The 24,422-nt window shown below is 71.2% G+C and carries 24 protein-coding genes; 7 read left to right on the top strand and 17 right to left on the bottom strand.

Going from position 1 to position 24,422, the window contains the following annotated elements:
* Window position 1: 1 nt before the first annotated feature.
* Entirely contained in the window at window positions 2-1,645 is a 1,644-nt protein-coding gene (locus ABFX51_RS01230; protein WP_346051511.1) for an AMP-binding protein, read from the bottom strand.
* 110 nt (window positions 1,646-1,755) lie between these two features.
* Between ABFX51_RS01230 and ABFX51_RS01225 the strand changes: the two genes are divergently transcribed.
* Entirely contained in the window at window positions 1,756-2,517 is a 762-nt protein-coding gene (locus ABFX51_RS01225; protein WP_346051509.1) for a PhzF family phenazine biosynthesis protein, read from the top strand.
* A complete protein-coding gene (locus ABFX51_RS01220; protein ID WP_091514680.1) occupies window positions 2,517-2,885 on the top strand; it encodes a YccF domain-containing protein in 369 nt (122 codons plus the stop codon). Before ABFX51_RS01225 ends, ABFX51_RS01220 begins: the two co-directional genes overlap by 1 nt.
* Window positions 2,886-3,243: 358 nt before the next feature.
* On the opposite strand, the gene ABFX51_RS01215 is transcribed toward ABFX51_RS01220, so the two are convergent.
* Genes ABFX51_RS01215 through ABFX51_RS01190 form a run of 6 tightly spaced genes read right to left on the bottom strand, consistent with a single transcriptional unit; the run spans window position 3,244 to window position 7,887 of the window.
* Entirely contained in the window at window positions 3,244-4,044 is an 801-nt protein-coding gene (locus ABFX51_RS01215) for a metallophosphoesterase (RefSeq protein WP_346051507.1), read from the bottom strand.
* Window positions 4,045-4,073: 29 nt separating this feature from the next.
* A complete protein-coding gene (locus ABFX51_RS01210; RefSeq protein ID WP_091514685.1) occupies window positions 4,074-4,871 on the bottom strand; it encodes an HAD-IIA family hydrolase in 798 nt (265 codons plus the stop codon).
* Window positions 4,868-5,926: a sulfate/molybdate ABC transporter ATP-binding protein gene (locus ABFX51_RS01205; protein WP_346051505.1), complete on the bottom strand. Its 1,059-nt coding sequence runs from the start codon at window positions 5,924-5,926 to the stop codon at window positions 4,868-4,870. Before ABFX51_RS01205 ends, ABFX51_RS01210 begins: the two co-directional genes overlap by 4 nt.
* Window positions 5,926-6,732: an ABC transporter permease gene (locus ABFX51_RS01200; RefSeq protein ID WP_245783347.1), complete on the bottom strand. Its 807-nt coding sequence runs from the start codon at window positions 6,730-6,732 to the stop codon at window positions 5,926-5,928. Before ABFX51_RS01200 ends, ABFX51_RS01205 begins: the two co-directional genes overlap by 1 nt.
* The gene (gene modA, locus ABFX51_RS01195; RefSeq protein WP_346051503.1) at window positions 6,713-7,486 is read right to left on the bottom strand and encodes a molybdate ABC transporter substrate-binding protein; all 774 of its coding nucleotides are present in this window, start codon (window positions 7,484-7,486) and stop codon (window positions 6,713-6,715) included. Before modA ends, ABFX51_RS01200 begins: the two co-directional genes overlap by 20 nt.
* Window positions 7,483-7,887: a TOBE domain-containing protein gene (locus ABFX51_RS01190; protein WP_091514696.1), complete on the bottom strand. Its 405-nt coding sequence runs from the start codon at window positions 7,885-7,887 to the stop codon at window positions 7,483-7,485. Before ABFX51_RS01190 ends, modA begins: the two co-directional genes overlap by 4 nt.
* Window positions 7,888-8,047: 160 nt before the next feature.
* Between ABFX51_RS01190 and moaA the strand changes: the two genes are divergently transcribed.
* The 3 genes from moaA (at window position 8,048) to ABFX51_RS01175 (ending at window position 10,502) form a co-directional block, all read left to right on the top strand.
* Window positions 8,048-9,109, top strand: a complete 1,062-nt coding sequence (gene moaA / locus ABFX51_RS01185) for a GTP 3',8-cyclase MoaA (protein ID WP_346051500.1) — start codon at window positions 8,048-8,050, stop codon at window positions 9,107-9,109.
* Between the two features lie 7 nt (window positions 9,110-9,116).
* The gene (locus ABFX51_RS01180) at window positions 9,117-9,371 is read left to right on the top strand and encodes a MoaD/ThiS family protein (protein WP_177228940.1); all 255 of its coding nucleotides are present in this window, start codon (window positions 9,117-9,119) and stop codon (window positions 9,369-9,371) included.
* A 480-nt stretch (window positions 9,372-9,851) separates the two neighbouring features.
* Window positions 9,852-10,502, top strand: a complete 651-nt coding sequence (locus ABFX51_RS01175; protein ID WP_091514700.1) for a LysM peptidoglycan-binding domain-containing protein — start codon at window positions 9,852-9,854, stop codon at window positions 10,500-10,502.
* 990 nt (window positions 10,503-11,492) lie between these two features.
* Here ABFX51_RS01175 and ABFX51_RS01170 read toward each other — a convergent pair.
* The 4 genes from ABFX51_RS01170 to ABFX51_RS01155 are packed head-to-tail and all read right to left on the bottom strand — an operon-like array spanning window position 11,493 to window position 14,699.
* Window positions 11,493-12,617 carry a molybdenum cofactor biosynthesis protein MoaE gene (locus tag ABFX51_RS01170; RefSeq protein ID WP_346051498.1) on the bottom strand — a complete coding sequence of 375 codons (1,125 nt, stop codon included), beginning with the start codon at window positions 12,615-12,617 and terminating at the stop codon, window positions 11,493-11,495.
* Window positions 12,614-13,084, bottom strand: a complete 471-nt coding sequence (gene moaC, locus ABFX51_RS01165; RefSeq protein ID WP_091514704.1) for a cyclic pyranopterin monophosphate synthase MoaC — start codon at window positions 13,082-13,084, stop codon at window positions 12,614-12,616. The genes ABFX51_RS01170 and moaC overlap by 4 nt, the downstream gene beginning before the upstream one ends.
* Before the next feature lie 22 nt (window positions 13,085-13,106).
* On the bottom strand, window positions 13,107-14,498 hold the full coding sequence (locus ABFX51_RS01160) for an NAD-dependent malic enzyme (RefSeq protein WP_091514707.1): 1,392 nt from the start codon (window positions 14,496-14,498) through the stop codon (window positions 13,107-13,109).
* A 12-nt stretch (window positions 14,499-14,510) separates the two neighbouring features.
* On the bottom strand, window positions 14,511-14,699 hold the full coding sequence (locus tag ABFX51_RS01155; RefSeq protein ID WP_091514709.1) for a hypothetical protein: 189 nt from the start codon (window positions 14,697-14,699) through the stop codon (window positions 14,511-14,513).
* 89 nt (window positions 14,700-14,788) lie between these two features.
* Between ABFX51_RS01155 and ABFX51_RS01150 the strand changes: the two genes are divergently transcribed.
* Window positions 14,789-17,020, top strand: a complete 2,232-nt coding sequence (locus ABFX51_RS01150) for a helicase-associated domain-containing protein (protein ID WP_091514711.1) — start codon at window positions 14,789-14,791, stop codon at window positions 17,018-17,020.
* A gap of 264 nt (window positions 17,021-17,284) precedes the next feature.
* Here ABFX51_RS01150 and ABFX51_RS01145 read toward each other — a convergent pair whose 3' ends face one another.
* The 6 genes from ABFX51_RS01145 to ABFX51_RS01120 all read right to left on the bottom strand — a co-directional run bounded on the left by ABFX51_RS01145 (window position 17,285) and on the right by ABFX51_RS01120 (window position 23,269).
* The gene (locus tag ABFX51_RS01145; protein WP_245783348.1) at window positions 17,285-18,124 is read right to left on the bottom strand and encodes a DUF742 domain-containing protein; all 840 of its coding nucleotides are present in this window, start codon (window positions 18,122-18,124) and stop codon (window positions 17,285-17,287) included.
* Window positions 18,125-18,132: 8 nt separating this feature from the next.
* A complete protein-coding gene (locus ABFX51_RS01140) occupies window positions 18,133-18,555 on the bottom strand; it encodes a roadblock/LC7 domain-containing protein (RefSeq protein ID WP_245783349.1) in 423 nt (140 codons plus the stop codon).
* Between the two features lie 139 nt (window positions 18,556-18,694).
* Window positions 18,695-19,303: a GTP-binding protein gene (locus ABFX51_RS01135; RefSeq protein ID WP_091514715.1), complete on the bottom strand. Its 609-nt coding sequence runs from the start codon at window positions 19,301-19,303 to the stop codon at window positions 18,695-18,697.
* A complete protein-coding gene (locus ABFX51_RS01130; RefSeq protein WP_091514717.1) occupies window positions 19,284-20,009 on the bottom strand; it encodes a DUF742 domain-containing protein in 726 nt (241 codons plus the stop codon). The genes ABFX51_RS01135 and ABFX51_RS01130 overlap by 20 nt, the downstream gene beginning before the upstream one ends.
* Before the next feature lie 63 nt (window positions 20,010-20,072).
* The gene (locus ABFX51_RS01125; RefSeq protein WP_091514719.1) at window positions 20,073-20,525 is read right to left on the bottom strand and encodes a roadblock/LC7 domain-containing protein; all 453 of its coding nucleotides are present in this window, start codon (window positions 20,523-20,525) and stop codon (window positions 20,073-20,075) included.
* Between the two features lie 2 nt (window positions 20,526-20,527).
* Window positions 20,528-23,269, bottom strand: coding sequence for a sensor histidine kinase (locus ABFX51_RS01120; RefSeq protein WP_428832427.1), 2,742 nt, complete (start codon window positions 23,267-23,269; stop codon window positions 20,528-20,530).
* A gap of 387 nt (window positions 23,270-23,656) precedes the next feature.
* Between ABFX51_RS01120 and ABFX51_RS01115 the strand changes: the two genes are divergently transcribed.
* On the top strand, window positions 23,657-24,421 hold the full coding sequence (locus ABFX51_RS01115) for an ABC transporter ATP-binding protein (protein WP_091514787.1): 765 nt from the start codon (window positions 23,657-23,659) through the stop codon (window positions 24,419-24,421).
* Window position 24,422 lies beyond the last annotated feature (1 nt).

Here is a 24,422-nt window from a genome sequence, read left to right as displayed (position 1 = left end):
CTCACGCGTGCCGGGTGGCCGCCGCCCGCTCCAGGCCCAGCAGGCTGACCGCCTGCTGCCGCATCTCGACCTTGCGGATCTTGCCGGTGACCGTCATCGGGAACTCGTCGACGACGTGCACGTAACGGGGGATCTTGTAGTGCGCGAGCTTGCCGGTGCAGAACTCGCGCAGCGCCTCCGCCGTCAGCGGCTCGGCGCCCTCGCGCATCCGGATCCACGCCATGAGTTCCTCGCCGTAGCGCTCGTCCGGCACGCCGATCACCTGCGCGTCGAGGACGTCCGGGTGCGTGTACAGGAACTCCTCGATCTCACGCGGGTAGATGTTCTCGCCGCCCCGGATGACCATGTCCTTGATGCGGCCGGTGATGTTGAGGTAGCCCTCCTCGTCCATCACCGCAAGGTCGCCGGTGTGCATCCAGCGGGCGGAGTCGATCGCCTCGGCGGTCTTGTCGGGCTGCTCCCAGTAGCCGAGCATCACCGAGTACCCGCGCGTGCACAGCTCGCCGGGCTCGCCGCGCGGCACGGTCAGGCCGGTCTCCGGGTCGACGACCTTGACCTCCAGGTGCGGGCCGACCCGGCCGACCGTGGAGACCCGCCGTTCGATGGAGTCGTCGGCACGCGTCTGCGTGGACACCGGCGAGGTCTCGGTCATGCCGTAGCAGATGGAGACCTCACCCATGCCCATCCGCTCGATGACCTGCTTCATCACCTCGACCGGGCAGGGCGAACCGGCCATGATGCCGGTGCGCAGGCTGGACAGGTCGTAGGACTCGAAGCCCGGCTGGGCGAGCTCGGCGATGAACATCGTCGGCACGCCGTAGAGCGAGGTGCAGCGCTCGGCCTGCACCGCTTCGAGGGTGGCCTTCGGGTCGAACGCCGGGGCGGGGATCACCATGCACGCGCCGTGGCTGGTGGCCGCGAGGTTGCCCATCACCATGCCGAAGCAGTGGTAGAAGGGCACGGGGATGCAGATGCGGTCGGACTCGGTGTAGTTGCACAGCTCGCCGACGAAGAAGCCGTTGTTGAGGATGTTGTGGTGCGACAGCGTCGCACCCTTCGGGAAGCCCGTGGTACCCGACGTGTACTGGATGTTGATCGGGTCGTCCGCGGCCAGCGGGATGTACTCCAATGCGGCCCGGTCGGCGCGCTTTCCGTTGTCCAGCAAGGAGTTCCACAGCTCGCCACCGATGAGCGCGACGTGCTCCAGCCGTTCGCAGCGCGGCCGGACCTCCTCGATCATGCCCGCGTAGTCGGAGGTCTTGAACTTCTCGGCGGCGATCAGCAGCCGGATGCCTGCCTGGTTGAGCACGAACTCCAGCTCGTGCGAGCGGTACGCCGGGTTGATGTTGACGAGGATGGCACCGATCTTCGCGGTCGCGTACTGCGTGAACGTCCACTCCGCACAGTTCGGCGCCCAGATGCCGACCCGGTCGCCCTTGCCGATGCCCAGGTCGAGCAGGCCGAGCGCGAGCGCGTCCACCTCGGCGGCGAGTTCGGCGTAGGTCCAGCGGCGGCCGCTCGCGCGGTCGACCAGCGCGTCCCGGTCACCGAATGCCTGCACTGTCCGGTCGAAGTTGTCGCCGATCGTGTCGCCCAGCAGCGGGACGTCGGAGGTACCGGAGGAGTAGCTCGGCACGGCAGGCATGGTTCGGCCTCCTGGCAAAAGGTCAACGCTGACTTTGGAATTTTAGCTGCAATGCGCAGCATTTCCATGAGGGGCGGTGGTCGGGCGACGGGTGGGCCTAGGGTGGCGATATGCGCCTGTACATCGTCGACGCGTTCACCGATCGGGCTTTCGCCGGCAACCCCGCCGGGGTCGTGCTGCTGGACGAACCCGCGGATCCGGCCTGGATGCAGTCGGTCGCCGCGGAGCTGAAGCACGCCGAGACGGCGTTCGTGGAGGTGGCGGCCGAGGGTCCGAAGCCGCTGCGCTGGTTCACCCCGACGGTCGAGGTCGACCTGTGCGGGCACGCCACTCTCGCGACCGGTCACGTGCTCGGCGGTTCGCAGGTGTTCACGACGCGCAGCGGTGAGCTGCGCACGACGGCCGAGGACGGCTGGGTCAGCATGGACTTCCCGGCGGACCCGCCCCACGCGACGGCCGACGAGGTGGTGCCCGCGCTGCCGGGCGTGACGGTCCGCGAGGTGTTGCGGGGCAAGTGGGACATCCTCGTGCGCACCGACGACGCCGCCGAGGTGCGGGCGCTGGAGCCGGACCTGGACGTCATCGCGGGCTGGGACGCGCGGTGCGTGGTGGTGACCGCGCCGGGCGACAAGCCGGAGATCGACTTCGTGAGCCGTGTGTTCGGTCCCGCCGTCGGCGTGCCGGAGGACCCGGTGACGGGCTCGGCGCACTGCACGCTGTCGCCGTACTGGTCGGCTCAGCTGGGCCGGGACAAACTGGTGGGCGAGCAGGCCTCGGCGCGGGGCGGCGTGGTCCGGACGGCGTTGCGGGGTGACCGGGTCCTGCTGGCGGGCCAGGCCGTCACCACGGTGCGGGGGGAGCTGGTGGTCTGATGCGCTTGCTGCTGAACATCATCTGGCTGGTCTTCGCCGGTTTCTGGATGGCACTCGGCTACCTCGCGGCGGGGATCGTCTGCTGCCTGCTGATCGTGACCATCCCGTTCGGCATCGCGTCGTTCCGCATCGCGAACTACGCGCTGTGGCCCTTCGGCCGCACCATCGTCGACCGCTCGGGCGTCGCGTCGGTGCTGGGGAACGTCGTGTGGATCATCTTCGCGGGCTGGTGGCTCGCGCTCGGCCACGTGATCACCGGAATCGCCCTGTGCGTGACGATCGTCGGGATCCCGTTGGGGCTGGCGAACTTCAAGCTGATCCCCGTGTCACTGGTGCCGCTGGGGAAGGAGATCGTGCCGGCGCCGTGAGGGCACCCACCCCGAGAGTTGGGTGATCATCCCGTCGCCTGATACCGGTGGATCACTTTGGGCCAGGGCCGCAACCTTTTTCGAGACTCGCGCTGGCTTCCTTGCTGGTCGAGTCGGGCACGGGGTCTCCCGGCGCTGGCGCGCCTGCTGAGCGGCCCCACCCCCGCCCCGATCTTTGAGTGTTCACGGCCGCTCCACCGCGTCAAGAGCGCCTTCGGCGTCCCTTCGGGATGGGCTTCGCCCACTCTTGACCCGCCGGATCGGCCGTAAGTGCGGCTGGGGATCGGGGCGGGGGTGGGTGTGGGCGGTGTGGCCGCTTCCGTTCCGTTGCCGGGTGCGGGGAGGCGGTTGCCGGGCCCTAGTCTTCTGGTTCCCAGGGCAGCTGCACCACTAGGCAGGGGCCGCCTGCGAACAGACCGCCGTCGATGCCCAGGGCTTTGCCGCCTGCGTAGAGATACGGGGCCTCGATCTGGGTGGGGTGGATGCCCAGCTGATCGGCGATCACGCTGTGGCCGTGCACGATCCGCTCGCCGCCGAGCCGGTCCAGCAGGCCTGCCGCGACCTCCGCGCCGTTCGGGCCGCGGAAGGCGTAGCGCGTCGTCATGCGGCGCCACACGTCCCACCACGCGGCGAGGTCGTTGCCTGCCAGTATCTCCTGCGCGGTCTCGTTGATCTCCTCCGCCGAGTCCCCCCATTCGAGGTACTCGAGGGTGTCCGAGTGCATCAGCAGGTGGTTGGCGGCGTGGGCGACGAGGGGGCGCGTCGACAGCCATTCGATGTGGTCGTCCGTGAGCGCGTCCTGGTCCGCCAGCAGCCCGCCGTTGATCTCCCAGCTCCGCGCGAAGCTCCTCGGCCCGAAATCGGACGGGACCTCGGTGTCGCCAAAGTGGTACATCCCCAGCAGCAGGATCTCGTGGTTCCCCAGCAGCGCCTGCACGGCACCACCGGCCTCGGCCGCCTGCTCCTGCAACCGCATGACGAGGTCGATGGCGCCGACACCGTCCGGCCCCCGGTCGACGAAGTCCCCGAGGAACCACAGGTGCGCGTCCTCACCGCACCAGTCGTCGTGCTCGTCGACCAGTTTGCTCTCGCGCAGGGCGTCGGCCAGTTCGTCCCGGTGCCCGTGCACGTCACCTACGACATACGTCGGGACATCCACCCCTCGACGATAAGCCCTGCTCAGTCCCGCTACCCGCCCAGCCCACCGGTGAACGGGTCCTGCGTGCGCCCCACCAGGTCGGCGATGGAATCCACGACCATCGTCGGCCGGTACGGGTAGCGCTCCGCCGACTCCTTCGTCGAGATGCCCGTCAGCACGAGGACCGTCTGCAGCCCGGCCTCGATCCCGGAGTGCACGTCGGTGTCCATCCGGTCACCGATCATGATCGTGCTCTCCGAGTGCGCTCCCAGCGACCGCAGGGCCGAGCGCATCATCAGCGGGTTCGGTTTGCCGACGTAGTACGGCGAACGCCCGGTGGCCTTCTCGATCAGCGCCGCGATGGACCCGGTCGCGGGCAGCAGGCCCTCCAGGCTCGGCCCGGTCGCGTCCGGGTTCGTCGCGATGAACTTGGCGCCACCCTCGATCAGGCGAATCGCCCTGGTGATCGCCGTGAAGCTGTACGTGCGGGTCTCCCCCAGCACCACGTAGTCCGGATCGCGGTCGGTGAGCACGTACCCGGCTTCGTGCAGCGCGGTCGTCAGGCCCGCCTCGCCGATCACGAACGCGGAGCCGTTCGGCCGCTGGCTGTCGAGGAACTTCGCCGTCGCGAGCGCGGACGTCCAGATGCGCTCCTCCGGCACGTCGAGGCCCGTGTTCAGCAGCCGCGCCCGCAGGTCACGCGGGGTGTAGATGGAGTTGTTCGTGAGCACCAGGAACGGCGTGTCGTGGGCGCGCAGCTCGGCGAGGAACTCGTCGGCGCCGGGGACCAGGTGCTCCTCGTGCACCAGGACCCCGTCCATGTCCGTCAGATACGTCCACTGGGTCATAGGGGAAGACTAGCCGGGTACACGGTCACCGTCGTGGCTTTGATCGACAACCGCACGGGCGTTCCCGGTTCCAGCGCGAGGTCCGCCACGGCGGCCGGGGTCAGGTCCGCGGCGAGGTTCGCGTCCGTCCGCAGCCGGATCACCGGACCATGTGGTTCGAGCGCCGTCACCAGCGCTTTCACCGTGTTGCGCGGGCTGCCCGGATGCCCGTCCTCCGCCGGGTAGACCGCCACGGCGCTCGGCTCGAACACCGCCACCGCGGCCTCACCCAATGCGGTGTCCTCGGCGAGCATCCCCGCCACGAACCGGCCGTCCTCGGCCCGCAACCCGCCTTCGGTCGCGACGCCGGGAATGAGGTTCAACCCGGCGATGCGCGCAGTGAACGCCGTACGCGGCGCGGCGAGCACCTCACGCGTCGGCCCGCGCTCGACCGCGCTTCCTTCGCTCAGCACCAGCACGTGATCGGCCAGCGCGAGCGCGTCCAGCGGGTCGTGCGTGACGAGCACCGTCGCGCCGATGCGGTGCGTGCTGAGCACCCGCCGCAGCAGTCCGCGGATCGCGGGCGCGGCGTCGACGTCCAGCGCGGCGAGCGGCTCGTCGAGCAGCAGCAGGTCCGGATCGCCCGCGAGCGCCCGCGCCACCGCCACCCGCTGGGCCTGCCCGCCGGACAGCTGCGCCGGTTTGCGGTCGGCGAACTCGGTCGCGTCCACCTCGGCCAGCCAGCGCCGCGCGATCTCCCGCGACTCCGCCCGCCGGGCCCCCTTCGACCGCGGCGAGAACGCGACGTTGTCCAGTACCGAAAGGTGCGGGAACAGCAACGCGTCCTGGGCCAGCAGCCCGACCGACCGCTCGTGCGGCGGCAGGCCGTGCAGCTCGCGCTCGCCGAGCCGGATCGTCGCGCGGTCGGGCCGCAGCAGCCCCGACAGGCTGCCGAGCAGGCTCGACTTGCCCGACCCGTTCGGCCCGAGGATCGCCAGCACCGTGCCGTCCGGCACCTCGAAGCCGACCGCGAGCCGGAAGCTCCCCCTGACCAGTTCGATCTCGGCGCGCAGCACTACGCCCGCCCTTCCAGCGCCTTCGGCCGCGCCACGACGATCACCACGAGCGCCACCACGACCAGCAGCAGCGCCACCGCGACCGCACTGTCCACATCGGACTCCGCCTGCGTGTAGACCTCCAGCGGCAGGGTCCGCGTCACGCCCTCCAGACTGCCCGCGAACGTGATGGTCGCGCCGAACTCCCCGAGCGAGCGCGCGAAGCTCAGCACCGCGCCCGAACCGAGCGCGGGCAGCAGCAGCGGCAGGGTCACGCGCCGGAACACCGTCCACGGCTTCGCGCCGAGCGTCGCGCCGATCTGCTCGTAGGAGTCACCGGCGTTGCGCAGCGCGCCCTCCAGGCTCACCACGAGGAACGGCATCGCCACGAAGATCTGCGCGATCACCACCGCCGTCGTCGTGAACGGCACCGTGATCCCGGCCGTGACGTCGAGCAGGTAGCCGAGGAACCCCTTCCGGCCGAGCAGGTACAGCAGTGCGAGCCCGCCGACCACCGGCGGCAGCACCAGCGGCAGCAGCACGACCGCCCGCAGCAGCCGGATGCCCCGCACCTCCGTCCGCGCGAGCACCACCGCGAGCGGCACCCCCAGCAGCACGCAGCCCACGGTCGACATCGCGGCCGTCTCCACGGACAGCCGGAGCGCCGCGAGCGACGAGTCCGAGACGATCAGCGACGGCAGCCGCCGCAGGTCCGTGCGCACCAGCAGCCCCACCACCGGCAGCACGACCAGCGCGAGCGCCAGCCCCGCGGGCACCCACAGCACCCGCGGGACCGCCGCCTTCGCGCTACTGGCCTGGCGTGCCAAAACCCACCTTGGCCAGCTGCTGCCTGCCCTGCGCACCGAGCACGAACTGCTCGAACTCCTTGGCGAGGTCGCTCTGCGGCGCCCCCTTGACCACCGCGATCGGGTAGTTGTTGACCGCCTGGGCGGCCTCGGGGAAGTCGACCTGCGCGACCTTGCCCTGCGCCGTGGCGGCGTCGGTGACGTAGACGAGGCCGGCGTCGGCGTCCCCGGACTCCACCTTGGTCAGCACCTGCTTGACGTCCTGCTCCTCGCTCACGGGCTTGAGCGTGACACCCGTGGCCTTCTCCACCTTCTGCGCCGCCGACCCGCACGGCACCTGCGGCGCGCACACGACGACCTTGAGCCCGGCACCCGCCAGGTCCGCGAAGGCCTTGAGCCCCTTCGGGTTGCCCGGGGCGACGGCGATCGTCAGCTTGTTGGTGGCGAAGACCGTCGGCGCCCCGTCGATCACCCCGCCCTGGACCGCTTTGTCCATGTTGGTCTGGTCGGCGGAGGCGAACACGTCGGCCTTCGCGCCGTTGGTCAGCTGCTGGACGAGGCTGGAAGAACCGCCGAAGCTGTACTTCACCGTCACGCCGGGGTGCGACGCCTCGAACTCCGTCTTGAGCGCGTTGAAGGACTCGGTCAGCGAAGCCGCGGCGAACACCGTCAGCGTCCTCGGCCCGGCGCCACTGTTATTACTGTTACTACCGCTGCCGCCGCAGCCCGTGACCAACAGCGCGACACCGGCCAGCGCGGCCAGAAGCTTCTTCACCGTTCTCCTCCAGGAGTCTCGACGACGACCGTCGTCGCCTTCACCACCGCCACCGCGAGCACCCCGGGCCGCAGCCCCAGCTCGCGCACCGCCTCGGCGCTCATCAGCGAGACCACCCGGTGTGGTCCGCACTGGAGCTCCACCTGCGCCATGACCTTGTCGACGACGACCTCGGTGACGAGCCCGACGAACCGGTTGCGGGCGGACCGGCCGACGCCGGACGGGTCGTCCGGCCCCGCCGCCTGCTCCCGCGCGAACGCGGCGAGCTCCGCGCCGTCGACGACCTTGCGCCCCGAGGCGTCCACACTGGAACTCAGCTGTCCGGCCCGGACCCAGCGGCGAATGGTGTCGTCGCTCACACCCAGCAGCGCGGCGGCTTCAGAGAACCGAAAATGCGGCATGGCCGCGACATTATCTCCGCGCATGCGGAAAAGCCATGCGGTCCTGTCTTCGGCTACGGAGAACCGGCCGCGCGCCGGGCGCCGATCACGCGGCCACGCTGGGATTTTTCGACATTTCCGTGACCGTTCCAGCACCGTGAATCGGGCTAGGCTGGGTCCGGTGAGTGCGGTGAACCTCGGTCTGCCCCGGTTGCGGGGAGCCTCCAACGCGTCCCAGCCCCGGCCGGACAACCCTGCCCTCATCGACACCTTCGGGCGGGTGGCCACCGATCTGCGGGTCTCGCTGACCGACCGGTGCAACCTCCGCTGCACCTACTGCATGCCCGCCGAGGGCCTGCCGTGGCTGCCGGGCGAGGACGTGCTGACGGACGAAGAACTGTTGCGGCTGCTGCGGATCGCGGTCGAACGCCTCGGCGTCACCGACATCCGGCTCACCGGCGGCGAGCCGATGCTGCGCCCCGGGCTGGAGGACCTCGTCGCGGAGATCACGGCGCTGCGCCCGCGGCCCCGGCTTTCGATGACCACCAACGGAATCGGCCTGGCGAAGCGGGCGGCGAAGCTCGCCGCGGCCGGGCTGGACCGGATCAACGTCTCGCTCGACACCGTGGATCCGGAGACGTTCCGCGCGATCACCCGCCGCGACCGGCTCTCCCACGTGCTGGCCGGGCTCGAAGCGGCGCGTGCCGCCGGGCTGGACCCGGTCAAGGTCAACGCCGTGCTGCTGCGCGGGGTGAACGAACACGAAGCCGCGCCGCTGCTGCGGTTCTGCCTCGAACACGGCTACCACCTCCGGTTCATCGAGCAGATGCCGCTGGACGCGCAGCACGGCTGGAACCGCGGGGACATGGTGACCGCGGAGGAGATCCTGGGCCTGCTGCGGGCCGAGTTCGAGCTGACGCCCAGCCCGTCGGAGCGCGGTGGCGCCCCGGCGGAGCGCTGGCTCGTCGACGGCGGGCCCGCGGAGGTGGGCGTCATCGCGTCCGTGACCAGGCCGTTCTGCGCCGCTTGCGAGCGCACGCGGCTCACGGCGGACGGCGCGGTCCGGTCCTGCCTGTTCAGCAACGCTGAGACCGACCTGCGAGGCCTGCTGCGGGGCGGCGCCGACGACGAAGCGGTGGCCGATGCGTGGCGGATGACCATGTGGGGCAAGCTGGCGGGCCACGAGATCAACGACGCCGGGTTCGCGCAGCCGATCCGGCCGATGAGCGCGATCGGGGGCTGAAACTTCCGTGACGAAGGTGCTGGTGCGGTACTTCGCGTCCGCGCGGGCGGCCTCGGGGGTGGAGCAGGAGACGCTCCAGCTGCCCGCGGGGGCGTCCGTGGCCGAGGCGCTGGGCGTGCTGCGGGAGCGGCACCCGGAGAAGCTGCCGCGGGTGCTCGAGGCGGCCAGCTTCCTGCTGGACGGGATCGCCGTCAGGGACCGCTCCCGGACCCTGCCCGATGGGGCGGAGCTGGACGTCCTGCCGCCCTTTGCCGGGGGTTAAGCGGAGGTTTTCCTCCCGTTTGCGGGGGGCTCACGAACGGCCCAGTCGTGCGCCTACGACGTGATGCAGACCTCACGATCAGTGAAATATCTCGGCCAGGAAACGGGACGATAACGGGCCTCTGAGCAGGAAGAACACCCAAATCGGCAGAGGTTGCGTGCCGTTACTGTGATGTAGGTCACGTACCGAATAATTTCCGATCACGCTCGCCGTTACGTACCGTCGCTTTTCGGCTGGCCCCGACCGGCCAAGGCAAGACCGGGATTTCGAAGCGCCAAACCCTGTCCGGCGGAATCCCGGAAAACAAACCCCGAGCGAAAGAAGCTTCCGGACAGGGGCGGAGGGAGCCTGGACCGCGCCACGTGCGTGGGCCGGGCCGGCAACCCGGATCCCGCCGGGAAGCCACGGGCCCGCGAGGGTCCGCCCGCAAGACGGCCCGTGAGGGTCGGCTCGACGGCGCGGAAGCCCGAGATAGATCGAATGTCCTACCGAGGCAAGCACCGCAAGATGTCCCCCGCCGCTCGCAACATCGCCCGCGTCGCTGTCGCGGGCCTCGCGGTCGGCACCCCGCTGGCGATCGCTGCGACCCCCGCGCAGGCCTCCAGCGTGAACTGGGACGCCATCGCGCAGTGCGAGAGCGGTGGCAACTGGAGCACGAACACCGGTAACGGCTACTACGGTGGTCTGCAGTTCACGCAGAGCACGTGGAAGGCCTACGGCGGCACCGGCTCGCCGCAGAACGCGTCGCGTGAGCAGCAGATCGCGGTCGCGGAGCGCGTGCTGCAGGGCCAGGGCCCCGGCGCCTGGCCGGTGTGCAGCAAGAAGGCCGGCGCGGCTTCGAGCTCGTCTTCGAAGAGCAAGAGCACTGCGAAGACCCAGCAGAAGAAGAGCACCTCGACCCCCAAGAAGGCCGCCGCTCCGGCGCCGAAGAAGGTGGCGGCCCAGCCCGCGACCGCGGTGCCGAGCTCGAACCCGAACGGTGACTACACCGTCGTGGCCGGGGACACGCTGTCGAAGATCGCGCAGCAGTTCAACGTCGAGGGCGGCTACCAGAAGCTCCAGCAGCTGAACGCCCAGTACATCCCGAACGCCAACCTGATCCTGGTCGGCCAGAAGATCGCCACCAAGTGACCTGCTGAAGGTCACAGCACCAACGCGATCGGCCGGCGGACTGACACAGCCACGTCTGTGAAGTCCCGTTGTGCAACCGAGGGCCCCACCGCTATCCCCCGTGCGGTGGGGCCCTCGGGCATTTCCCGGGCGTTGCGGTGCCAGGGCCGGGTCCGGGCAGGTCCGGTTGGATCGGCGCGGCCGGAGGCCGGAGCCGGGTTGTGCTGGCCTGGTCGGGCTGGGCTGGGCTGAGCCGAGCGGAGCTGGGCCTGGGCGGACTGGGCCTGGGCGGGCGGAGCTGAGCCGGGCCGAGTCGGGCCGGGCCGAGCTGAGCTGACGTGCCCGGCGGCGGGAGTCGGGCTGGGTTGAGCCGGGCCGGGCTGAGCGGAGCTGAGCGGGCTGGGCCGGGCGGAGCTGGGCCGACGCGTTTACGGGCCCGGAGCCGGGCCGGAGTTGCCCGGGCCGAGGCGGGCCAGGCTGGGCCGGGCCGGGGCGCGGCTGCCGGTTGGAGCCAGGCTGCGTCCAGCCAGGCTGAGCTGGGCCACGGCTGGCCACGCCAAGCTGCCCAACGCCCAACCTCGATCTGGCCGAGCCCCAGGCGAGGCCGGATTGTGCCTGTGGCGCCTTCCCGCCGAGCGGGATGGGCTGCCCCGAACAGGCTCGGCGGCGAGTGCCCGTCCGCGCGGTGCCAGCGGCCATGCCACCCGATCGGTCGTGCCAGGCCCGCGGCCGGGCTCGGCGTTCAGCGTGCAGCTGAGCCTGGCTTCTCCGAGGCGAACGCCCCACACGGAAGTGTGACCCGGGACCCGGACACGCCATGGCCCCCGGGCGGAGTAGCTCAGGCCGGTGAAGGGCGCCTCCACACCGCCGGTCGTGGCGATCCGAGGGCGCATCGATGGCAGACACCGCCCCGGCCCGGACAAAACCGCCCTCAGAGAGCCTCTCGCGGCCGAATCGGGGGTGCGGTGACATTCGGGGCCGCGACGGCCTCTCCAGCGCGTCAGCGGCACACTAGGGCGAGTTGACCCATTCGTCCGTGCCGTCGGCGAAGTGCTGGTGCTTCCAGACCGGCAGCTGGGCCTTCACCTCGTCGACCAGCTCGGCGCACGTCGCGAAGGCTTCGGCCCTGTGATCGGCCGCCACGGCGCACGCCAGAGCCACATCGCCGATCGCGAGAGCGCCCAGGCGGTGACTGACAGCGACCGCCCGCACACCAGCGCGGCGGGCCGACACCTCCGCGACCACCCGAGCCAGCACATCTCCCGCGCTGGGGTGGCCCTCGTAGAACAGCGTCTCCACCGACTTGCCGCCGTCGTGGTTGCGGACCACACCACCGAAGGTCACCACGGCGCCCGCGGCCGGATCGTCCACCAGCTCGGCGTGCGCTTCCACCGACAACGGCTGCTCGGTGACCTGCGCCAGCGCGATCCGGGGTGGCGCCACCGTTTCGGCCCCGACCTCCGCCGACGCTGGCCCGGCGGCCGACGCGGGGACAGCAGCCGACGCGCGCTCAGCCGCTGACGCCGGGACAGCCGCCGGCGTGCGCTCAGCCGCTGACGCCGGGACAGCAGCCGAGGTGGGCTCAGCGCCCGTGGTGGCTGAGGCGCCCGACGCAGCCGAGGCGCCCGGAGCAGCGGCGGCAGGAACGTCAGCCCCCGCCCGGGGATGATCACCGCCAGCCAGCTGGTCCACGGCGTGCGCCAGCACGCCGTCCAGCACGCCGAGGCCGTCCTTCACACCACCGCGGGAACCGGGCAGGTTCACGACCAGCGTCCGCCCCGCGACGCCCGCCACCCCGCGCGACAGCACCGCCGTCGGCACCTTAGGCAGGCCCGCGTTCCGGATGGCGTCCGCGAGCCCCGGCAGCTCGGCGTCCAGCAGGGCGGCCGTCTCGTCCGGCGTGCGGTCCGTCGGCGAGATGCCCGTGCCACCCGTGGTGATCACGACGTCCACCCCGTCCTGCAGGCAGCTCCGCAGCGCCTTGCCCACGGGCTCACCGTCCGGCACCACGATCGGCGCCGGCACGTCGAACTCCCGCCCCGCCAGCCACTCCACGATCACCGGGCCGGTGTTGTCCTCGTACACCCCCGACGCCGCCCGGTTCGACGCGACGATCACCCGTGCCGTGCGCTTCATGGCCGCTCCCACGTTCCGGTCTTGCCGCCGTCCTTGCGTTCCAGCCGCACCGCGTCCAGCACCGCCGCGGGGTCGACCGCCTTGATCATGTCGTGCAGGGTGAGCCCGGCGACGGCGACCGCGGTGAGCGCCTCCATCTCGACGCCCGTCCGGTCGGTGGTCTTCGCCGTCGCCTGGATCGCCACCTCCGACTCGCCCAGCGTGAACTCCACCTTGACGCCGGAAAGCGCTATCTGGTGGCACAGCGGGATCAACTCGGGCACCTTCTTCGCGCCCATGATCCCGGCGATCCGGGCGGTCGCGAGCGCGTCACCCTTGGGCAGGCCGTTCGCCGACAGCAGGCCGATCACCTCGGTGGTCGTCCGCACGACCCCCGTCGCGACCGCGGTGCGGGCCGTGGCCTCCTTGCCCGAGACGTCCACCATCCGCGCGGCGCCGGTCTGGTCGACATGGCTCAATTCAGTCACAGCCCGCCCCTCCAGCGGAGAACTAGACGGCCGCGCTCCGGCGGGCCGCCGCCTTCACGGCCTCGGCCACCGCCGGGGCCACCGCCGAGTCGAACACGCTCGGCACGATGAACGACGCGTTCAGCCGGTCGTCCACCACGTCGGCGATCGCGTTCGCCGCGGCGATCAGCATCTCGTCGTCGATGTCGTGCGCCTGCGCGTCCAGCAGACCGCGGAACACACCGGGGAACGCGAGGACGTTGTTGATCTGGTTCGGGTAGTCGCTGCGGCCCGTCGCCACGACCGCGGCGTGCTTCTGCGCCTCCAGCGGGTCGATCTCCGGGTCCGGGTTCGCCAGCGCGAACACCACCGGGTTCTCCGCCATCGTCGCGACCTGCTCGGCCCCGAACAGGTTCGGCGCCGACACCCCGATGAACACGTCCGCCCCGACCAGCGCGTCGTGCAGGCTGCCCGACACGTTGTCCTTGTTCGTCGTCTCCGCGAGGTGCCGCAGGTTGTCGTCCAGGTTGGCGCGGCCGGAGTGGACGATGCCGTCGATGTCCGCGGCGATGATGTCGGCAGGCTTCTTGTGCTGCAGCAGGCGGATGATCGCCGAGCCCGCGGCACCCGCACCGCTGACCACGATCTTGCAGTCCTCGATGTTCTTCCCGACCACCCGCAGCGCGTTGCGCAGCGCGGCCAGCACCACGATCGCGGTGCCGTGCTGGTCGTCGTGGAACACCGGGATGTCGAGCTGCTCACGCAACCGCTTCTCGATCTCGAAGCAGCGCGGCGCGGCGATGTCCTCGAGGTTGATGCCCGCGTACACCGGCGCCAGCGCCTTGACGATCTTGATGATCTCCTCGGTGTCCTGGGTGTCCAGGCACACCGGCCACGCGTCGACGTCGGCGAACTTCTTGAACAGCGCCGCCTTGCCCTCCATCACCGGCAGCGCCGCCGCGGGGCCGATGTTGCCGAGGCCGAGCACGGCCGAGCCGTCGGTGACCACGGCGACCGTGTTGCGCTTGATGGTCAGGCGGCGCGCGTCCGCGGGGTTCGCGGCGATCGCCTGGCACACACGCGCGACGCCCGGCGTGTACGCGCGGGACAGGTCGTCACGGTTGCGGAGCTGCACCTTGGGGGCGACCGAGAGCTTGCCGCCCAGGTGCATGAGGAAGGTGCGGTCGGAGACCTTGCGCACCCGCACGCCGTCGAGGGAGTCGAGCTCCTTCGTGACGTCCTCGACGTGGTCGGCGTTGGAGACGTTGGCGGTGATGTCGACCACGATCGCGTCGGAGCGGGACTCCACGACGTCGAACGCGGTGAGCACCCCGCCCACCCGGCCGACGGCGGTGGTGAGGTCGCCCGCGGCGCTCGCCGACGGGGGAGCCTCGACGCGGACGGTGATCGAATAACCGGGGCCGGGAACCGGCACTGTCGTTACCCCTTACTTGTTGATCTCGGTCTCCGGGTGCACGTACGGCACCGTGTCCAGCGGGAACGTCACGTCGCCGTACGGCGAGAGCGCGCCCTGGCGGTCCGCCGCGAGTTCGGTCACGGGGTGTTCGCCGTCCGGCACCTTCGGCCAGCTCGGGTCGATCCGCCCGGCCTTCTTCCCGTTGTCACCCTTGGCCACGTCATCCTCCCGTTCGCCTCGCCTGTGAGGCCTTCAGTTTGCCTCAACACGAGCGGTACCCGGAGGCCAGGGCGGTATCCTGGCCTGTGATGCCCGCGACCTCTCTGGCGGACTGGCTGCGATCCGCGTCCGACGACGAGCTGGCCGCACTCCTGCAGGCCAGACGCGATCTGGCCACCCCTCCGCCCTCCGACAGCACCGTGCTCGCCACCCGTGCGGGCACGGCGGGTTCCACCGCACGGGCGATCGAGGACCTCGACACCTTCACCCTGACGGTGCTCGACGCGTTGCTCGTCGCGGACGCCGACACCGAGGCGGTCCCCATCGGGAAGGTGCGCGAGCTGATCGGGGCCGACCCCACGCCAGCGCTCGACCGGCTGCGCGGGCGCGCGGTCGCGTGGGGCGACGACGACGCGCTGCGCGTCGTGCCCGTGGCGCGTGAGATCGTCGGCCCGTTCCCCGCCGGGCTCGGCGCTTCGGTGCCCGAACTGGCCGGTGTGAACCTCGACGACCTGCCCGAGGACGAACGGAACGTGCTCGCCACGCTCGCCGCGGGCCCGCCCATCGGGCGCAGCCGGGACGCACAGGCGGAGGTTCCGCTCGACGAAGCGAAGACGCCGGTGCAGCGCCTGCTCGCCCGCGGTCTGCTGCTGCGGCGTGACGCCGAGACCGTCGAGCTGCCCCGTGAAGTCGCGCTGGTGCTGCGGGGCGGGCGCTCGTGCTCGCCGAACGCGCTGCACGAACCGGAGCTGCCGACCCACCCGCACCAGCAGTCCACAGTGGACGAAGCCGCCGCCGGGGAGGCCGCGGAGTTCTTGCGGCACATGGAATCCCTGCTCACCGCGTGGTCGGAGCAACCGCCGCCGGTGCTCAAGTCCGGTGGGCTCGGCGTGCGGGAGCTGCGGCGCGTGGCGCGTGACCTGGAGATCGACGACGCGCGTGCGACGCTGCTCGCCGAGCTGGCCGTCGGTGCCGGGCTCGTCGGTGACAGCGGCAGCACCACCCCTGAGTGGGTCCCGACGACGCTCACCGATTCGTGGCTCGCGTCCGCTCCGGCTCAGCGGTGGCTCGTTCTCGCCCAGGCCTGGCTGGACCTGCCGCGCCTGCCCGGGCTGGCCGGTCAGCGCGACGCCAAGGACAAGCCGATGGCACCGCTGTCGGACGACCTGCGCCGTCCGCTCGCGCCGATCACGCGCCGCCGGGTGCTGCAGGCGCTCGCCGACCTGCCCTCCGGCGCGGGTGTGCAGAGCGTCGACGAGCTGGTCACGGTGCTGGCGTGGCGCGCCCCGCGGCGCGGTGGGCGCCTGCGTGACGAGACGGTCCGGTGGACGATGGCCGAAGCCGCCACCCTGGGCGTCATCGCGCTCGGCGGGCTCACCACCGCGACCGCGGCCCTGCTCGCCGAGGACCGGCAGGGCGCGCTGACGGCGATGACCGACGCGATGCCCGACCCCATCGCCCACGTGCTGGTGCAGGCCGACCTCACCGTCGTCGCGCCGGGGCCGCTGGAGCCCGAACTGGCGGCGGAGATCAAGACGGTCGCCGACGTGGAGTCGGCCGGGCACGCGACGGTGTACCGGATCACCGAGCAGACGGTGCGCCGGGCGCTCGACGCCGGGCGCACCGCCGACGAGCTGCACGAACTGTTCCGCGAGCGCTCCGCGACGCCGGTGCCGCAGTCGCTGACCTACCTGATCGACGACGTGGCCCGGCGGCACGGGCGGTTGCGGGGCGGGGCGGCGGCGTCGTTCCTGCGCTGTGACGACGAGGTGCTGCTCGCCGAGGTCCTCGGCCACCCGGTGGCGGAGGAGTACGAGCTGCGCCGCATCGCGCCGACGGTCCTGGTCAGCCCGGTCCCGCTCGCCGAGGTGATGGACGGGCTGCGGGCGGCCGGTTTCGCCCCGGCCGCGGAAGGCCCGGACGGGCGCGTGCTGGACCTGCGGCCGAGCGGACGGCGCATCCCGCCGAGGAACCGGCAGGCGCGGCGCGTGCTGCCCGAGCCCAACGGGGCCAACCCTGAGCAGCTCGCCCAGGTCGTCGCGCACCTGCGAGCCGGGGACCGGGCGGCGAGCCGCCGGCGTGGCGCGGAGGTGCGGCTACCCGGCGGTGGCGGCGGCTCGGACACGGCGGCGACGATGGCGCTGCTGGCGCGCGCGACCCGCGAGCGGCGTGAGGTGTGGATCGGGTTCGTCGACTCGCACGGCACGGCGAGCCAGCGCATCGTCACGCCCGCGCACGTCGGCGGCGGGGTCCTGCACAGCACGGACGACGAGCGCTATCCGCTGCACCGCATCACGTCCGCCGCCCTCGTCGAGGACTGAGCTAAAGCCTGTATCGGAGTGGTTTGCGTGGCGGTGCGGGTAGCGGCCCCTCTCGTCTCCCACCACCACCCCTCACGAACGCTCCGCGGCTGTGCCTCCCACCACGCAGGCGCTGTCCTCGCGAGGAACCGCCCACCCGTCGCCCGCCGCCACCCTCAACGGACGCGCTCCGCGCGGCCAACCCCCTTCAAACCCGCGGCGGTGCCGGTTGCTCGGGTGGTGCAAAAGACTGAAAGCGGCGGCTCCACCACTTCGAAACACAACCTAAAGCGCCCGCAGTCCTTCCAGGACCCGTGCCATGAACTCGCGGGACGAGCGGTCGCCGAAGGACAGGCCCGGCTGGTGCAGCACCACGAGTTCGAGGTTGTCCATGTCGCTCACCAGCACCTTCACCACGTTCAGCGGCAGGTGCAGGAACGCGGCGATCTCCGCGATGGACCGCGGTTCGACGCACAGGTCGCAGATCCGGCGGTGCTGCACGGACGCCGCGCCCTGGTACCGGCGACCGCGCTCGCTCGTCGACACCAGCGTTTCGAGCGCCAGCTCGTAGTCGGGCCGCGTGCGGCCGCGGGTGTGCGCGTACGGGCGCATCATCGTCCGCTGGCGGACGGCCGTCGGCGCCGGGGCGGAAGCGCCAGGCCATTCCGTGGCGGCCGGGATCGTGGCGGTTTCCCACTCCCGCGCGGAGGGCTGGCGCGGCCAGTCGCGCTGCGCGTCCGGCCACTCGCGGGCGGGCGGCCAGTCGGCCACGGGCGCGTCGCCCGGCCAGTCGCGGCTCACGTCGGATTCGTCCGGCCACCGCGGCGCGGGCTGGGCGGGCCAGCTCTGGTCACCGGGCAGGGCACGGCGACGGCGACGGCCGCCGCTCTCCACCGGTTCCGGCAGCAGGGGCGGCTCGGTGCGCGGCAGGGGCGGGCGTTCGTCGGCACGCGTGTGGCGCCCGCCTGCCGACGGGCGCTGCCGGGCGTGCAGCGAGCGCACCCGCATCAGCACCGCGGCGCGGTCGAGCTTGAAGCGGGCGGGCGAGTCGAGTTGTTCGCGGTCGGCTCCCTGGTGCAGCGCTTCCCACGCATCGGGGCCGGGGTTCTCGGGGCGGATCGGCATCCCTGTCACTACCCGTGCATCCCACCCTGGAGCTGCATCCGCAGCTCGGGAGTCATCTGCTGCCCGACGCGGTCCACGAGGAGGGTCATCTCGTAGGCCACCGTGCCGATGTCGCAGTTCGGTGCGGCCAGCACGGCCAGGCTCGACCCGTCGCTGATGGACATCAGGAACAGGTAGCCCCGCTCCATCTCGACGACGGTCTGGTTCACGTTGCCCGCCTCGAAGCACCGTGCGGCGCCGAAGGTGAGGCTGACGAGGCCGGACGCGACGGCGGACAGCTGGTCCGCCCTGTCCTTGGGCAGACCGTCCGAAGCGGACAACAGCAGCCCGTCGGCGGAGACGACGACGGCGTGTGCGGCGCCGGGGACCCTGCGCACGAAGTCGGTGATCAGCCAGCCGAAGCTGCCGGTCTGGAATGCCGGGGCGCTCACTCCTACCTCCTCGCCGTCGCTCAAGGTCGCGATTATTCCCTGCCAGGGTATTCCCCCTGGCGTTCTTGTCGACCCGCGAAGACGGGTGGTTCCCATCTTCACCCCAACGGCCGTACCCGGAAGGTGATCGGGCAAACACTCAGCCTGGCTGCAACGCCGAATCCCGCGCGATCGCGTGCTCCACGACCGAGATGAGCACCTGCTTCGCGGATTCACGCTCCCGTGCGTCACACGCGATGATCGGTACGTGGTCGCCGATGGTCAGCGCGTGCCGCACGTCCTCGATCTGGTGGTGCAACAACCGGTCGAAGCAGTTGATCGCCACGATGTAGGGCAGTTTCCGGTTCTCGAAGAAGTCGATCGACGGGAACGCGTCGGCCAGCCGCCGGGTGTCGACCAGCACGACGGCACCGATCGCGCCGAGCGCCAGGTCGTCCCACATGAACCAGAACCGGTGCTGCCCCGGCGTCCCGAACACGTACAGGACGAGGTCCGAGTCCAGCGAAAGCCTGCCGAAGTCCATCGCGACGGTCGTGGTGACCTTGTTGGGGGTCGCGGAGATGTCGTCGACGGACAGGCTCGCCTCCGTCATCTGCGCTTCCGTCGTGAGCGGGTCGATCTCCGACACCGCACCGACCAGGGTGGTCTTGCCCGCGCCGAAGCCGCCGGCGACCACGATCTTGGCCGACTGCGTCGGCCCGTTGGCCGCCGACGTGTTCGCGTCGGAGTCAAATTCTCCGAAGCCCACTGAGCACCCTCTCCATGAATTCGATACTGGGACGATCGCCGACCGTGGCCGCGTTGTGGACGAGGACGAGGCCGAGCCCGGCGACGTCACCGATGAGCACCCGGACGACACCGAGCGGCAATCGCAGGTAGGCGGCCACCTCGGCCACCGAACGCGTGTCCAGGCACAGCCCGCAGATCGAGCGGTGCTCGGGCACCTGCACCCGGTCGAGCGCACGCCCGCGCTCGCTGGTGGACACGAGCGACTCGATCTTCAGGTCGTAGGTCGGCTTGGTGCGGCCCTTGGTCCGGAAGTACGGCCGGACCAGGCCGGACGTCTCGGCCGGCGACGGCGGCATCGCCGTGGGCACCGCCGGGATCGAGGGCAGGCTGGGATGACCACCGACGCCGGGGTTGCTGACCGGACCGGGGCCGGGAGCGACCGGCCGGTAGGCGGGGAACTCCCCGCTCGGCGGCCCGCCGTCGGCGCGGCCGCCGAACAGCTCCGCCCCCGGACCGGACAGCAGCCGGTCGCCGAAGTCGTTCACCCTGTGCTCACCGACCCCGGGGTAGGACGGCGGGCCGCCGAGGTCCTCGGCCTCACCCGCACGCCGCTGCTGCCAGGCGCGGTCCACCCTGGCGCGGAAGCGCGTCCAGTCGTCGTCGGGCGGCACGTTGTGCCAAGGCTCGCCGGCTGCCGAGCCGGAATCGTCGGCGCTTCTGCCCATCCGGTTCCCGTCCAAGTCCGTCGATCGACCCGCATTCACCGCAGTCCCTCCGTGCGCCGCGCGTCACGCGCGAGCGGCTCCCTGGAGCTGCGCCCGCAGCTCGGGCGTCAACTGCTGCCCGACGCGGTCGACCAGGAGGGTCATTTCGTACACCACCAGCCCGATGTCGCTGTCGGGCGACCCCAGCACCGCGAGGCACGAGCCGTCCGAAACCGACATCAGGAACAGGAAGCCGTTCGCCATCTCGACCACGGTCTGCGCGACCGGGCCGCCTTCGAACACCTTCGCCGCACCGCGGGCGAGGCTGGTCAGCCCGGAGGCGACCGCCGCCAGCTGGTCGGCCCTGTCCTTGGGCAGGCCGCGCGAGGCGGCCAGCATGAGCCCGTCCGCGGACACGACCACGGCGTGCGCCGCACCGGGCACGCGGTGCACGAAGTCCGTGATGAGCCAGGCGAAACCGTTCGGCCCGCTCTGCGGCTTGGCGCCTCCCGGTTGCAGGGAACCCGCGCGTGTCACTGTCACTCCTCACTGCCGAACTGGGGCGGGGTCGCGTCCCCGCCGGTCACCGAAACGCTCTCCCCGGACCGCTCGCGGAGGGCGTGCCGGCCTGAGCGGTAGCCCTGCTGGAAGCTCACCATACGTTCGCGGGCGGCGGTGGCGGACCGCGTGATCGCGCTCGCCCCCGGCCTGCCCGACGTCGTGTCGGTGAAGGAGGCACCGCTCGGTGTGCTGCTCGTGGCCGTCACCGAACCCGGCATCAGGTACGCGTTGGGCACCCGCTTGGGCAGGCCGGCCTCGGTCACTTCCTCGCTCTTGGGCTCCAGGAGCGACTGGGCCTTCTGCCAGCCCTCGTCGGCGACGCTGCTCCAGGCGTCCTCGGGCACCGTTTCGACCGCCCGGTGCGCGGCCGTTTCCTCGAGATCTCCCGTCATCGGGCGCTCGGACGCCTCCTCCCCGCGGGTGTCCTGCTCCTCTTCGCCTTCCTGGGTGAACCAGCGCGACACGACCGACTGGTAGATCGGGAGCCGCTTGGTCGGCACGTCGTCCTCCAGCACCCCGCTCTGCTGCACGGGCTGCTCCTCGGGCACCGGCTCCGGTTGGACCACCGGCACGTACTGCGGCTCCCGCTTCGGCAGTTCGAGCGGGGTGAACCGGTTCCCGTTGAGCTGCGGGCGGTTCGCGGGCGCCGGGCCCGCCGAACCACCCCGGCTGAGGAACGCGGCGCTCGACGAACCCGCGACGAGGTCGTCGAGGCTGATCGGCTGCGCGAGCGGGGTCAGCCCGGCCGAGGTCTGCTCGGAGCCGACCGACTCGGGCCTCGGCCGCTGCGCGGGCACCGACGGGATGTCCGGCAGCGAGGTCTCCAGCTGCGACGGCGGGGGCATCGGCGCCTCGGGGACGACCGGCCCGAGCAGCTCGGCCGGCACCACGACGCGGGCGATGACGCCGCCCTCGATGTCCTCGTTCTCCCGCAGCCGCACCTCGATGCCGTGCCGCTGCGCGAGCCGCGCGACCACGTACAGGCCCATCCGCCGGGTCACCGACACGTCGAGGTCCGGCGGGTCGGCCAGCCGCTGGTTGGCCTCGGCGACCTGCTCCTCCGACATGCCGACACCGCGGTCGGTGATCTGGATGGCCAGCGCCTTGCGCCGCGTCACCACGGCGCGCACGCTCACCTTCGTCTCCGGCTCGGAGAAGTAGGTGGCGTTGTCGAGCAGCTCGGCGAGCAGGTGCACGAGGTCGTGCACGGTCAGCCCGCGCACCGCGACCTCGGGGATGACGCCGACCTCGACCCGCGCGTACTGCTCGATCTCCGACACCGCGGCGCCGATGACGTCCGCGGCGGCCACCGGCTTGGGCACCGACTTCGCCAGCCCGGCACCCGAGAGCACCAGCAGGCTTTCACCGTTGCGCCGCAGCCGGGTCGCGAGGTGGTCGAGCTCGAACAGGCTCGCGAGGTGGTCGGGGTCCTGCTCGTCGGCCTCGAGCCGGTCGATGACGCCGAGCTGGCGCTCCACCAGCCGCTGCGAGCGCCGCGAGAGGTTGACGAAGATGCCGTTGACGTTCTCGCGCAGCAGTGCCTGCTCCGCAGCCATCTTGACGGCCTGCTCGTGCACCTCGTCGAACGAGCGGGCGAGCTCGCCGATCTCCTCACGCGTGTTGATCGGCACCGGTTCGACGGACTTCGCGGCCGCCTCCATCGGTTCCGGGTCGTCGAGGATCTTCGTGACCGTCTGCGGCAGCCGCGTGTAGGCGATCTCCAGCGCGCTCGTGCGCAGGACCCGGATCGGCTTCAGCATGACCCGCGCGACGAGGAACGTCAGCAGCAGCGCGGCGGCGAGCGCGACGAGCACGATGAGGATGTCGCGCCAGGCGGCCATCGTGGCCTCGCTCGCCAGCGACGCCGAGCGGGCCCGCACGTCGTTCAGCAGCGCGCTCTCGATCGTGCGCAGCTTGTTCAGGTTGGCGCCGCTGTTGGTGACCAGCTCGTTGCGGTCCACGCCGAGCGGGCCGCCGCTGTCGGCCCGCGCCAGCACGGTCGCGGCGATGCGCGCCCTGCCGTCGACGTCCGGGCCGCTCACGGTGTCGGTGAACTGCTGCACCTGTTCCGGGGTGGCGTTCGCCTGGAACTGGGCGAGCGCGGCGGCGGCGCTGAACTGCGCGGCCTGCGCCCCCTCCAGCAGCAGACCGGAGAACTGGCCGCGCAGCAGCGCGATCTCGATCGCGGCGTCCTCGCGGACCGTGAACTCCTTGAGCTGGCTCAGCGCCTGCACGCTCGCGCCCTCGCGCAGCAGGTTCTGGTCCGTCACAGACGACGTCATCTCGCGGCCCAGCTGGATCAGCGAGTCCAGCACCGAGGAGTAGGCGTTGAACGCGGCCTGCTCGGAGAACGGCGGCGTGTTCACGGACGAGCGCAGCGGGCCGAGCGCGTCGAGGCGCTCCAGGCCGCGGTCGTACCGCTCCTTGCTCGCCGCGTCGTCCACCTTCAGCTCGGCGGTCGACCGGCGGAGGTCCGCCACCGCGACGTCGGACTGCTGGATCTGGCTGTTGAGCGCGCTCTGCAGGTCGACGTCCCCGGGGGTGACGATCTTGGCGACCGCCAGCATCCGCTCGCCCTGGAGCTGGTGCACCACGTTGGTCACCTTGAGCGCGAGGTCGACCTGCGCCGTGGTCTGGTTGAGCTGGCCCGCCGTGTGCAGCTCGTCGACCGCCCGCAGGCCGCCGAGGACCAGCGCCGTCACGGTCGGGATCGCCAGCACCAGCGCCAGCTTGGAGCGCAGCTTCCAGTTCTTCAGACTCAGCGATGACCCGGAGGAGGGCGCCGAACTCTGCCGCGCAGGCTGCCCCGCTATGTCTGGGGTGTCTTCTTTCGGCACCGCTGTACCACCATCAATCCCACCAGAAGTGGACCCGAAGCTCGGATTGCAGGTGCAGAGGGTAGCGAAGAGCGGGTGAAGATGTAACCCTTCCTGGGCAACCGCAAGAAACGGTGCTCCAGAAAGAATTTCCGACCTGAGACAATAGGTGCTGCGCGGTCACATTAGACCACTGTGCGTAGTGCTCCTCATCCGAATGGACCTGATCAGGTGATCAACATCACTGGGCTGAGCAAGAACGACCCCGCGCCCGGCGAGACGCCGGTGGCCATGCTCGAAGTCGAAGGACTGAACCACCGCTTCGGCAGTGGTCCGGACGCCCACGCGGCGGTGCGCGACCTGACCTTCACCGTCTCGGCGGGGCAGCTCGCCTGCATCGTGGGGCCGTCCGGCTGCGGCAAGTCGACGCTGCTGCGGTGCATCGCCGGGCTCATCAAGCCGACCGGCGGCAAGGTGCGGTTGCACGGTGACGAAGTGCAAGGTGTGCCCGCGGACCTCGCCGTGGTTTTCCAGGACTACAGCCGTTCCCTTTTTCCCTGGCTCACGGTCGCCGGAAACGTCGAATTCCCGTTGCGGTCACTGGGGATCGGCAAGGAGGAACGGCGCCGCCGCGTCGAGGAGGCGCTGGGCTGGGTGGGCCTCGCCGGTTCCCAGCGGAAGTTCCCGTGGCAGCTGTCCGGCGGCATGCAGCAGCGCGTGTCGATCGCGCGGGCGCTCGCGAGCCGTCCCGCGCTGCTGCTGATGGACGAGCCGTTCGCGTCGGTCGACGCCCAGACCCGGTTCGAGCTGGAGGACCTGCTGCGCACGGTCCAGCGCGAGCAGGGCAGCACGGTCCTGCTGGTCACGCACGACATCGACGAGAGCGTCTACCTCGCCGACCGGGTGCTCGTGCTGTCGTCGTCCCCCGCCACGATCGTCGCCGACCTGCCGGTGGACCTGCCCGCGGAACGCGACCAGATCACCACGCGCGAGTCCGCGGAGTTCGTCGCGCTGCGGGGCGAGGTGGCCCGGCTGCTGCAGAAACGAGCGGCGTGAC

Origin of the sequence: Amycolatopsis dongchuanensis, assembly GCF_039542405.1 — a bacterium.
Taxonomy (GTDB): Bacteria; Actinomycetota; Actinomycetes; order Mycobacteriales; family Pseudonocardiaceae; genus Amycolatopsis_E; species Amycolatopsis_E sacchari.
Note: the sequence above shows the minus strand (reverse complement) of the source record. Positions and strands in the feature narration are given on the sequence as shown.